This is a genomic window from Bradyrhizobium sp. BR14999 (assembly GCF_056106085.1).
The window spans coordinates 1,670,631-1,682,478 of sequence record NZ_CM148536.1; the positions used below are offsets into that span (position 1 = coordinate 1,670,631).

The following is an 11,848-nucleotide window of genomic DNA, read 5'->3' on the forward strand; positions in this document are numbered from 1 at the left end:
CGGCCTCGCTTTTTGCATCTCGCCAACACAGAACGGAGAAACATATGCGCAAGGAATTCACTGTCGACGCCGACGCAATCCTCAATGAGACCGTCGCGAACGGGAAGGGTGTGCCGGGCGTCGTCGCCATGGTGACGGATCGCAACGGCAACATCTACGAAGGCGCCGCAGGCAAGCGTCGGACCGACAAGCCGGAGGCGATGACGACCGATTCGAACTTCGCCATCTTCTCGACCACCAAGGCGATGACCGGCACCGCCGCACTTCAGCTGATCGAAGAGGGTCGGCTTGATCTCGATGCTCCCGCCAAGACATATGCGCCCGATCTCGGCAAGCTCCAGGTGATCGACGGCTTCGACGCCGAGGGCCAGCCCAGGCTGCGAGCGCCGAAGCGCGAGCTGACCACACGCATGCTGCTGCTGCACATCGGCGGCTTCGGCTACGATTTCTTCAACGAGAACTATTTGCGCCTGGCGACCGAGCACGGACAACCGAGCGTGATCACCTCGTCAAAAGCCTCGCTCATGACGCCGCTGCTGTTCGATCCCGGCTCGAAGTGGGAGTACGGAACGAACATCGATTGGGTGGGGCAGGTCGTCGAGGGCATTACCGGCAAACGGCTGGGCGAGGTCTTCGTCGAGCGCATCTTCAAGCCGCTCGGAATGGCGAACACGACGTTCGAGATCAACGATGCCGTCCGCAGCAAGCTTGCCGGCGTGCACGCCCGCAACGCCGACGGCTCGCTCACGCCGATGGACTTCGAGTTGCCGGCCAGCCCCGAGGTTCATATGGGCGGGCACGGCCTTTACAGCACAGTCGGAGACTACATGCGGTTCATCCGGATGTGGTTGAACGACGGCAATGGCCCGCACGGCCGCGTGCTGAAAGCGGAGACCGTGAAGATGGCGGAAAAGAACCACCTCGGCGATCTCAAGGTGACGGCGCTGCCGGGCGTGATCAAGTCGCTCTCCAACGATGCCGAGTTCTTCCCGGGACAATCGAAATCGTGGGCGTTCACGTTCATGGTCAATGACGAGAAGGCACCAACGGGCCGCCCCGCGGGTGCGCTCGGCTGGGCGGGCCTGGCAAACCTGTTCTACTGGATCGACCGGCAGAATGGCTTCGGCGGCTACTGGGCAACCCAGATCCTGCCGTTCGGCGATCCGGCTTCGTTCACCGGATATATGCGTTTCGAGACCGCCTTCTACGACACCCTGCAGCGGCGCAAGGCCGCGTAAGCGCGTTGTCGGGTTAGAACATTCGGCGCGCCTTTCGGCTTCACGGCTTTCGCAGTGCGGTCGGAGGCGCGCCTAAGTTGCGCCCTGATCCGGTTGTCAGTTGCGCCTCGGCATGGAATGATTTCAAAATCAGGCGATAAAGCTTGGGGTCCCCCAACAACAAGAAGATCTTGGACCGCTCAGCGCGTCAAAGGAGGAAGCGTGTTGGGGCAGACACCGGAGGAAGCCTTTGCCAATCCAGGTATTGAACGCGCCGTCCTGACCAGCTGGGAGCGCTTCATGTCCGGGAGCGGCGCCGGCGGGCAGGTCGTTCGGCCCGCGATCAACGAGTCCTGGCGGCGGAGCCAGCAATCGGCCGTGGACTATCGGCGCTGCCAGGCGCCCCTGCCGATGAACGGCGACCGGCTGCATCGCCTGCTCGACAAGCGCACCCGCCTGGTCCACGCCGGCGCTTCGACCATGGCGCTGGCGCGCGACTACATGCTCGAAACCGGCACGGTGATGGTGCTGACCGATGCCGATGGCATCGTGTTGCGCCTGGAAGGCGATACCAGGCTCGCGCTGCGCAATGCCGTGGAGAAGACGCACCTGTTGCCCGGCAGCAATTGGAGTGAGGCGACTTGCGGCACCAACGCGATCGGCACGGCGCTGCAGACCGGCCAGGCTATTCAGGTCCATGCCACCGAACATTTCTGCTCCGGGATCCAGCGCTGGACCTGCTCGGCCTCCGTCATCCGCGATCCCATCGACGGCGCAGTCATCGGGGCCATCGACATTTCCGGGCTGTCCGATTCCTACGGGCGGCAGGCCCTCGCACTGGCGATCTCGGCGGCCGCGCGCATCGAGGCACATCTGCTTCAGATGGAGATGGACGCCCGCTACCGGCTGCTTGATCAGTGCTTGTGGATGGTGCCTGCCGCGGACCGCCACCACACGGTGCTGTTCGATAGTGCCGGGCGCCCGTTCAAGGCCAACGGCGAGATGGCGCAGATCATGCGCGACCTCGGCGCGCCACGGGGCCAGCCTGACTTTCCTCAGATCGGGACCAGCGATGACCGTCCCTGGGGTACGTCACGCCCGGCCTGGATCAAGGAGGAGTGGCTGCGGCCGGTGGTCTACCAGGGTGAACATCTCGGCACGGTCATGGTCGCGCCAAAGCCGGTGGCCGCGAGCAGGACGTGCCTGCCGCTTGCGCGCGAAGGGGCGCATGCATTCGCAAGCGTCGTCCACGGCAATGCGAGGATGCATGCGGTGGTCGAGACGTGCCGTCGCGTCGCCGCGACTTCCGCGCCCGTCCTGCTGCTCGGTGAGACCGGCGTCGGCAAGGAGATATTTGCCCAAGGCATCCATGCGGCATCGCCTCGGCGCGAACGTCCCTTCGTCGTCGTCAATTGCGGCAGCGTCTCGCGCGAACTGCTCGCCAGCGAGCTGTTCGGCTATGTGGAGGGTGCCTTCACCGGCGCGCGTCGCGGCGGCTCGGCCGGAAAGATCGAAGCCGCTTCAGGCGGAACTCTTTTCCTCGACGAGATCGGCGAATTGCCGCTCGACCTCCAGCCCATGTTGCTGCGGGCGCTGGAAAGCGGCGAGATCAACCGCATCGGCGAGACCACGACGCGCAGGGTGGACTTCCGGCTCGTCGCTGCAACCAACCGCGAGCTGCAAATCGAGGTCAATGAACGGCGCTTCCGCAAGGATCTCTACTACAGGCTGGCGGTGGTCCCGGTCGTCGTGCCTCCCTTGAAGGAGCGGCCGGATGACATTCCGATGCTGGTCGAACACTTCGTTGCTCAGGCAAGGACGCGCTATGGCCTCGGCGATCGCAGTTTCACGCCGCAGGCGCTTGCGTGCCTGCAAGGTTATGACTGGCCGGGTAACGTGCGCGAGCTGCGCAATCTGGTCGAAAGCCTGATGTTGATCGGGGACGGGGACGTGATCGAAGTTTCGAACCTGCCCGATGTCATCCCCCAGACGGAATTGCGCGCCGGAGGTGACCACGACCTGTCGCTCGCCGAATCTTCCGAGCGCGATCTCATCGCGCGCACGCTGCGCTCATGCAATGGTCATGTGGCAGCCACCGCGTCCGCGCTCGGTCTCGCCAAGAGCACCGTCTATGCCAAGCTGCGCCGCTACGGCATTCGTCCCGACCTGGGCTCCGCAAACGACCCCGCCTGAAATCAGGGCCGTTCTCTGAGCATTGGGGTTGGGCCGCCAGGTTTCCAGCGGAAGTGTCCGCCTAGGGAATGCGGGTCAGCTCGACGCCGTCGACCACCATCTTCCATGTCCCCGCCTCCTGGTGCGGTGGCGCCGATACCTCGAATGTCGCCGTGAGAAATGGAATGCCGACGACGAAATTGTCGCCCTCGAACCGCCGCAACGGAGCGTCGATCGATATCGTGGTGCTGCCTGCCGTGGTGTTGCGCCGGACGCGCTTGTAGCGGACGGTCCCGTCCTTCGTGAGCTCTACGTCCATCGCCTGCGCGTGCCACTCGCCGACATAAGCGGCCTTGTCGTCCGGCATCGGCTGCCCGCACGCCGACAGGATCGGCAGAGCCGCAACGAGAATCACCAAAGAAAATTGCCGTCTCATTCTTCGCTCTCTATCGGACAGGCGGAGGCCAGGAAGATGCAAGAGTGCCCATCTTCGTCGGCCGCCACGCCATTCCGGTTCACGAACCGTGTGTCGCGGGCAACGCCCGCCATCGCTGTTCGCGAAAACGCGCCCGTAGTTCAGCCGGATAGGGAATCTGAGGGGCGGGCGTTCGAATCGTTCCGGGCGCGCCACCTCGGTACAAAACTGGGCACTCCAAAACCTGCCGTTTTTGCGCCGGACGCGGCGACGAGCGTGCGCAGGCGCGCCCAGCGCGAGCCTTGACGGCGCACCGTTGGTCCGGCAGCGGCTTCCATGCGATCGTGGCGGGACATCACGCCGAGCACGCGCAACAAGACGCTACGCTGCGAACGATGGTGCTCGGAACGTTGATTTTGAATGCTTTTGCGGTTCAAGCGGCACCAGGCCCCTTCATACGGTACCGCTACAGTGCCATCCAAAACAATGTGCAGACAAATACTTACGACCCCCGATGGCCCGGAGCGACACCGTCGCTTTTATCTAGCCGTCCGAAACCCAGCCCGACCCGATAGCCCCTGCGGCCTTTGCCGAAACCTCTGGGTCCCCGATAGTCAATTTTGACCAGCGATGGCATCCTGATAGCAGCGCGGACTCAGTGGAAAGAGGAGGTTTAGTTGCGTCCCCACGGCCGCTTTGAGCGGCTCAATTCCTAAAGCCCCTGGCTTTGCCGGGGGATATTTAAGTATGTGCGTGCCCTAAACTGTCGGGACTACAAAATGACAATTGTCGAGAGTTATGTCGACCAACTGGTCCAGGAAGCGATGGAGATATGGCGAGTACCAGGGCTGGCCATTGGAGTAGTACAGCTCGGTAAGACTCTGGTGCTCAAAGGCTACGGCTTACGAGATTTGGGGAGCGACGAACGAGTTGGTGTCCGTACCCGCTTCCTCTTGTGCTCTCTAACAAAATCTATGACAGCAGCTGGTGTCGGACTATTGGTACAGGAAGGCAAGCTGAAATGGGAAACAGCGGTTCACGAAGTTCTTTCTGAGTTTCACCTACATGATCCGGTAGCAACGAGAGCCACCACGATATTGGATTTGCTCTGCCATCGGTGGGGCCTGCCTGCGCACGATAGAATATGGTCTCCAGGTGACTATTCAAGGAGCCAGATGATCCGCGCGCTTCAATGTCTGGAGCCTGGGAATTCTTCTAGTGGGACGTTTCAGTACTCAAATCTTGGGTACGTTGTAGCTGGCGCTGTTATTGAACGAGTGAGCGGAAGATCGTGGGAAGACTTCACCTCAGAGCGGCTTCTGCTACCAGCTGGATTTTCAGATTTTGCATTCTCGGTGGATGGACTTGCAAACTCTCCTGATCATGCGCACCCCCATCCGGTGGAAGAAGAAGTGCTTTATCGAGGTCACTTTTGGCCAATGAGGGCGACTCCAGCCGGTGGGGTTGTCGCATCGATTAAGGACATGTGTGGGTGGCTGCGCGTACTGTGTGGCTGGGAAAAGCTACTATCTCTCGAGGTGCGTGAGATGATGATGACCCCACATGCTTATGTTGGGAGTGCTGCGTACCCCGAGTTCGGTGACCGATACTACGGGCTGGGTTTGCGGCGTGAGTGTTATCGGGGTGCAAGGTTTGTAAGCCACACGGGATCACAACCTGGATGGTGCGCATTTATGGGGCTCTTGCCGGATGAAGGAATCGCGGTCGTCATCCTCACAAATCGTGATCCCCATCCGGCACCAGCATTCCTTGCTTATTCTACATTCGATTTCCTCTTAGGCACAAAGACAGTGGACTGGCGATCACGGATTTTAGGGGCACAGGAGAAATCACCTGTCGTCAAGGACGGAGATTGCGATGTGCGTGGGGGTCATAGGGGAGAGATGCCACCATCGAGTCCCCTTAGCGATTATGTTGGCGAGTACCACAACCCTGCATACGGAACTATAACGATATCCTTGGGGGGCAATGCGTTGAACTGGGCTTGGCGGGGCCTTTTCGGGACATTGAAGTATTTGGATGCTGACGTGTTCCGAGCGTTCGAACAATCGATTCCAAGGTACCCCGACGGCATCGAGATGAAATTCGTGCGCGGGGAAGGTGAAAGAGTTTATTCTATAGCTGCCCCGTTGGAGCCAAATGCGCCGGACATACAATTCCTGAAGTAGAGATGGCGACGATCGTGAGCACACAGAGCTTGAAGCTCTGCGCCTCGTGCAAGTTGTGCTGACCTGCCACTGCGTATTGTCAATCGGCGCATGGGACGCGACATGGTACCGTATATCCGAACTACGGACCCGCGACCCGGCCGGTCGCTTTGAGTGCGGTCACAGCATCAATTTCGGAAGCAAATCAGACAGCGCCCGCGAGGCGTAGTGCAATGTCGTAGCATGTCGTAGCTTTGCCGATTGGAGCGCGTACCAGACTGCGGCATCATAGCGCTACAGCGAAACAATAGTGCCCATCTTCATCGGCCGTGGTGCGCCAAATGCACGATATTCCGTGACATTTTGGGATGGGAGTCCCGATCGGAAGTGCCAGACTCTTGACCGACTGATCTTGCAAGGGGTGGCAGGCAGGAGTCTTGCCGTGGCTCGGAGACTGTTTGCCAGTTCTTCGGGGTTTCTCAGATGCCTGTCGACTGCAAACGCGATTTGTCGTTGCCGCACACGATCTACTCAATCCCGCTCCATCATGTTGGCGATCGCCTTGATGCGGCTTCTGGCGTATTTCGGCAGGCCGGCGCTCAGCGAATCGCCGCTGTTGAAGGAGCTCTTGCCCATGAGCAGTTGCGCGGGTACGAGGTTTCGCAGAACGGGTGTATTGCTGTATTCCCTTTGCTTGTTGAGCACGTCGTTCCTGACCGCAATCAGGATGTAGACCGTTGCGATGGCGGCTTCCCGCTGGGTCGGATGCTGTTGCAGAACCGCAAGCAGCTTGCCGAACTGGATGACCTGGTTCACCCAAAAGATGTTCTGCTCGAGCGCGCTGGTGACTGTGGAGTCGAGCCCTGTCAGGGTCGGCAGCTCGGCAAGGCGCGGCTGCGTGACCAACATGATCTCACTCTGGAACTCGATGAAATCCGGAATCGGTTTTTTGCTCTCGTCGCGCAGCTTGTTGGCAAGCTGAATGCCCGCCGGAATTTTCCCTTCGAACATGTAGCGGGACCGCACGCAGATCGCGTTCGCGTCCTCGCACCAGCGGCGATCCGGCGGACGGTTGTGCGCGGCGCCCGCGTCTTTGCTGGGGACATCATCGGCCGCCGTGATCGGCCAGTGCTTGACGGCCCGATCGATCTGCTCGAGGAACGCGACATTCGCATACCGCGACAGATCCAATGCCGCTGCCGGTTTTGGAAGTCGAAAACGGGCCTCCGCCTGGTAGACCGAGAGCTTCAGTTTCGTCTGCTGGTTGAGCGTGGGCTCAACGAAGCTCGGGAAGAGCGAGAGGAAGCGCCGCTGAACCGGACGTGAGCGGGCCCAATCGTCGAAAGGAATGAGCTCGGTCGAGGAATCGGCGAGTTTATCGTTGCGCTGGTCGGCGAAGACGACGGTGCGCGGTTTGATCTGTGCGATCGGGATGCTGGCGACTGCGGCCACGTCCTCCAGCTGGAATTCCTGCGCGACCGCACCTGTGCAAGCGGCCACGCAGGCGGCGATGAGGACTGCGGCACGGTGAAGTCTCATGGGTCAATGCTCAATTCAGCCGCCGCCAGAAATAATCGGGATCGACTCGGAGCGGCGGTCGCGGGAGGCGGTCCTCGTCATCGGGAGGTCCGCGCCAGGAGGGATATTCGCGCGGACCAAGACGCCAGGTCGGGAATGGAAAGGGCGACCGGTTATCGCCGTAATGGCGGTTGTCGTAGGACCACTGCTGGAATGGCCCGTCGTCTTCGTCACGACCGCCACGATGGGCGTAGCTTTCTGCACGCGAGACGATCCGAAATTGCGTATCATCGATTCTACCCGACGGATCTCTCTTGAGATACTCGGTGAAAGCGCGGCCGGAGCCGGGCGGTGAAGGATCGCCGGTATGGGGATCGATCGACAGGGGAACGAGCTGACGCAGTGCTTCGCGCGAAGGGCCGTTCAATGCCATCTTGGGAGCGTGCAGCTCCCAGGCCGCCTGCACGATCGGCTCGAACATCGGCAGCGCCACTTTTGATCCGGTTTGGCCGCTGCCAAGAGAGCGGCGCCCGCCATCGCTGTTGTCGTAGCCGACCCAGATCGCGATGGTAACGTCATTTGTGAAGCCGACGAACCAGGCGTCGACCGCATCATCAGTGGTACCAGTCTTGCCGCCGACAAAGGGCGAAAGATGCTTCACCACGCGCGCGGTTCCGCGCGCGAGCACGCCCTGCAGCATTGATTTCAACTGGTAAAACGATGCGCGGTCGGCCGAGCCGATCCAGTCCACCGCACGCGGATCGTGCCGGTAGATTGGTCGGCCGTCCTGTTCGATCGTTTCGATCGCATGGGGCCGGGGCCGAGCGCCCTCGTTGGCGATCGCTGCATAGAACGCCGCAAGGTCGATGAGCCGCACGGTTTGGGCACCGAGCACGAACGGGTAGTAGCGCATGCAGTCCTTGTAGAGCTGCGCTTCCATCGCGAGCTCGCAGACCCGGTCGAGGCCTCGCTCGGCACTGTCGTCGAGACCGGACGCGAGCAGTTGCACGGTGGCGAGATTGCGAGAGTTTTCCAGCGCACGCCGCAGTGTAATGGCACCCAAAGCGCCGCCGTCATAGTTCTTCGGCGACCAGAAATCGCCCCGGCGCGCGTGGACCGTCGCGCCGATCGGTGTCAGCGTAATGGGTTCGTCCATCACCAGCGTGTTGGGCTGCAATCCCTTGCGAAGGGCGGCGAGATAGGTCAGCGGCTTCAAGGTGGAGCCGGGTTGGCGCAGGCTCTGGACGACGCGGTTGAGCTGGCTTGCCGGATACGAAAAGCCGCCCGCCATCGCGAGAATGCGGCCGGTTTCGTTCCCGAGTACGAGGGCCGCTCCCTGCACGTTCGGTCGAATACGCAGATCGGCACGCGCCGCTTCCTTGCCCTTGGCTTCGCGCAGTTGCACGTAGACCACATCGTACGGCTTGAGGCCGCGCTGGATCGCGGCGCTCCAGGTGTTCAGCGGCAGGATTCTTCCGTCGGTCAGGCCGACGTTGATCGCGTGGCCACGCTTGCCACGCGCATTCTCCAGGACGACCGCCGAGTCCCAGTGAACGTCGTAGAGAGGTAGCCGTGTCGCCTTCAACGCCGCGAGCCAAGCCGGTTCCGTGGCCTTCAGGTCTGCCGCAATACGACGGACGGCATCGGAAATGTTCGCCTCGGGTCCCTCAAATTTGTAGCGGCCGGTCTTCAGCTCGTACCGCGCGAGGCCCTCCTGCAATGTCGCTTCGACTACGCGCTGCAAGGCCGAGTTGATGGTCGAGCGCACCGTGTAGGAGGCGTTGGTGAGAGTATCAAGGCCCGCGACCAACTTTGCCTCGCGGGCGATGTGATCGACGAAGTGAAAGCCGAAGTCCCGTCGCGTCGGCCGGTACTCCGCCAGCTGCGGCAATACTGCTTTCGCCGCGGCGTCGTCGATCATGGCGTCGTCCTGCATGCGGCCGAGCACGTAGGCAAGGCGCTCGCGCGCGCGCTCGGGGTGGTGGTCGGGGTTGAAGTAGTTCGGTCCCTTGGCGAGCCCGGCGAGGAGGGCGCCCTCGACGGCGGAGAGCGCCTTGGCCGGTTTGCCGAAATAGCTGCGCGCCGCCATCTCGATGCCCCAGGCTCCGCGACCGAGATAAATCGAGTTGAGATAGAGCTCGAGGATTTCCGCCTTGGTCAGGGCGCGCTCCATCCGCGAGGCAACGATCATTTCACGCAGTTTTCTTTCGTAAGTGATGTCGTTGCCAACCAGCAGGTTCTTGGCGACCTGCTGCGTAATGGTCGAGCCTCCCTGCGGCCGGCCCGGGTGCGTGAAGTTGCCGATGAAGGCGCGGACCAGTCCGCGCTCGTCAATGCCGGCGTGTTGGAAGAAACGCTTGTCCTCGGCGGCGATAAATGCGTTGCGTACCGCTTCCGGGATATCCGCAAGCTTGACCGAGATGCGGCGGTTGTTAGGCGCGTAAATCTCAGCAAGCTGCTCGCCCTTGTTGTCGAGGACTTCGCTGGTGCCAGAAAGCCTGAGGTGCTCAAGCTGCGCCGCGTCGGGCAGATCCTTGACCGCGCTGTTGTAGAAGGTGATGACCTGACCGAGATCGACCGGAGAGTCTTCCACGTTTTCGACCTTGCAGAACTGCCTATAGGCCACCTGGAGGTCGGTCAGATTCAGTCCTTTGAGCGCCTTGATCTCGCTGCTCAACGCCTCCTTGTCATCCATGGCAGTGGCAATCAGATCGTCCAGGTTGATGTCCTCGATGTCGAAAGCCTTGCGCATGTGGGCGCAGCCGGCACTCAAAAGCTGCGCCACCTCGACGCGGTCGCGCACCGCATCGAACTCCGTCTTGATCCCATCCGGCCGGGTAGTGACCTGGCTGAAGGCAAGCGCCGTGGCGAAGATCTTGATGAGTATCGAGTCCATGACCGGCCGACGGTCGAAAAAGCCGCCTCCGCAAGGTCGTAGAACATACAAGACTGTGTTGAGGAAAAAGTTCCTGAGGAGCCGCCGCCCGCTTCTTCGGTCCTTCATGATTGCTCCGAATTGGCCGCGCCGCGGAACCAATGCAGAGGCCCGCGCGTTTTAGAAAGACCGAATTGGCAGCGCACTCATGAATGCCCCTCTTCCAGTCGTGCTCGCCGTGGCGCTCCTCAGCGCCGCCGTCGCCACGATGCCTGTGGACGCTGCTCCTCGAAAAAAGCACAGCCGGACACTTGCCGCAGTCTCCCCTGCAGCTAGCGTCGCTCAGCCACCCACGGACAGATTTTTGGCCTGCGACGTCCGGGTGCGGGATTATCTTCGCGAAGGCGGAGCGGTGACACGGGTGACCAAGATCGAAGTGGACGATGCCCGACTGCAGTTGAACATTCAGCATGAGTACGGGGAGGCAGGAAAGTCGTCTCGAAAATACCTCCGCGGGGACACTGAAGAAGAAATGCGCAAAAATCTGCGCGGAATATTGGATGAGTTCGCTGCGGCTGCGAAGGCGGCAACGGCTGGTCGCGCTTGGTATGTCGTTGCTGCTCGCAAGGTCATGCCGGACTCCCGCGACAGTTCGGGCGAGACCACGAGCCCCTGGACGGCCGTCGTCCTCGCGGATTTCGACGGAAAATGCAGGCCTATCACGTTCTATCAGTCTGTCGACCGAACCAAGCTCGATCCTGAACTGAACAAGAAATTGGATGAGTGAAGCTTTACGCCTGAATTGATTTGCAGTCGTAGCGACCGTGCCTGGCGGTAGGAGGCTCGGTGAGGTGCTCAACTGCCGTCGTCGCCGGTGAGTTTGCAGTATTGGCGGCGAGGCGCGGCTTTCATCGCCTTTAGGGTACGTTTGGGCAGCCATGCTGAAACGCTTTGGAAAGCAATGAGGCTGTCGCTGCCCAAACTGTTCTTTAGTCCACTGAAATCACTCGCTTCTGCCCCATCCCCAGGGAGCGCCATTTCTTTCGTTTGCAATCGCAAAAATCAAGCGCCGCCGTTGCAGCGCTTTGCGTGGCTTACCGGATCCTTGTCACCACGTCGGGTCGGTTTTTCTCGAGCCAGGCCACGGCCTCCGGTCCGTCGACGACGCACTCGAAGGTTTCCCAGGTCGGGTCCTCCAGGGATTCTGATTGCAGTCGCTTCGCCGCATATTCAACGAGGTCGTGCAGCCGTTCGTATCCGCGTCGGCACTCGAGGGAATCGGCAATCGCGGTACTGGCCCATCCGTGCTGGGCCAAGTCGATAATGCTCGGAGCGTCAGCCTCGTTGAACCAAGGCGTGGCATCGAACTCGATGCAGCGGACATTATCGGCTGTATGGCAAGTAGCGTGGATCATTGGATTCCTCCATTCGCCGGCTGACAACCTGCCTAGCATTGACCCTTTCACATCGCTGCCTCGCTACG

Annotated in this window: 8 protein-coding genes and 1 tRNA gene; 5 read left to right on the forward strand and 4 right to left on the reverse strand. The window is 61.0% G+C overall.

Going from position 1 to position 11,848, the window contains the following annotated elements:
* Positions 1 to 44 precede the first annotated feature (44 nt).
* Both acmB and ACR9YP_RS07750 read left to right on the forward strand, forming a co-directional pair.
* Positions 45 to 1,238: a methyl acetate hydrolase AcmB gene (acmB, locus tag ACR9YP_RS07745; RefSeq protein ID WP_474219308.1), complete on the forward strand. Its 1,194-nt coding sequence runs from the start codon at positions 45 to 47 to the stop codon at positions 1,236 to 1,238.
* Positions 1,239 to 1,439: 201 nt separating this feature from the next.
* Positions 1,440 to 3,410 (forward strand): sigma-54-dependent Fis family transcriptional regulator, encoded by a 1,971-nt coding sequence (locus ACR9YP_RS07750; protein WP_474219309.1) that lies wholly within the window; start codon positions 1,440 to 1,442, stop codon positions 3,408 to 3,410.
* Positions 3,411 to 3,471: 61 nt separating this feature from the next.
* Here ACR9YP_RS07750 and ACR9YP_RS07755 read toward each other — a convergent pair whose 3' ends face one another.
* Positions 3,472 to 3,825, reverse strand: coding sequence for an LptM family lipoprotein (locus ACR9YP_RS07755; protein WP_438103389.1), 354 nt, complete (start codon positions 3,823 to 3,825; stop codon positions 3,472 to 3,474).
* A gap of 129 nt (positions 3,826 to 3,954) precedes the next feature.
* On the opposite strand from ACR9YP_RS07755, the gene ACR9YP_RS07760 reads away from it, so the two are divergent.
* Positions 3,955 to 4,019, forward strand: a tRNA-OTHER gene (locus ACR9YP_RS07760).
* Positions 4,020 to 4,583: 564 nt separating this feature from the next.
* On the forward strand, positions 4,584 to 5,993 hold the full coding sequence (locus tag ACR9YP_RS07765; protein ID WP_438103388.1) for a serine hydrolase: 1,410 nt from the start codon (positions 4,584 to 4,586) through the stop codon (positions 5,991 to 5,993).
* A 510-nt stretch (positions 5,994 to 6,503) separates the two neighbouring features.
* Here ACR9YP_RS07765 and ACR9YP_RS07770 read toward each other — a convergent pair.
* Both ACR9YP_RS07770 and ACR9YP_RS07775 read right to left on the reverse strand, forming a co-directional pair.
* Positions 6,504 to 7,511, reverse strand: a complete 1,008-nt coding sequence (locus ACR9YP_RS07770; protein ID WP_438103387.1) for a hypothetical protein — start codon at positions 7,509 to 7,511, stop codon at positions 6,504 to 6,506.
* Between the two features lie 10 nt (positions 7,512 to 7,521).
* The gene (locus ACR9YP_RS07775; protein ID WP_474219312.1) at positions 7,522 to 10,386 is read right to left on the reverse strand and encodes a penicillin-binding protein 1A; all 2,865 of its coding nucleotides are present in this window, start codon (positions 10,384 to 10,386) and stop codon (positions 7,522 to 7,524) included.
* Between the two features lie 400 nt (positions 10,387 to 10,786).
* Here ACR9YP_RS07775 and ACR9YP_RS07780 point away from each other — a divergent pair, with 400 nt between their 5' ends.
* The gene (locus ACR9YP_RS07780; RefSeq protein ID WP_128955938.1) at positions 10,787 to 11,152 is read left to right on the forward strand and encodes a hypothetical protein; all 366 of its coding nucleotides are present in this window, start codon (positions 10,787 to 10,789) and stop codon (positions 11,150 to 11,152) included.
* A 307-nt stretch (positions 11,153 to 11,459) separates the two neighbouring features.
* On the opposite strand, the gene ACR9YP_RS07785 is transcribed toward ACR9YP_RS07780, so the two are convergent.
* A complete protein-coding gene (locus ACR9YP_RS07785) occupies positions 11,460 to 11,780 on the reverse strand; it encodes a hypothetical protein (protein ID WP_438103383.1) in 321 nt (106 codons plus the stop codon).
* Positions 11,781 to 11,848: the final 68 nt, after the last annotated feature.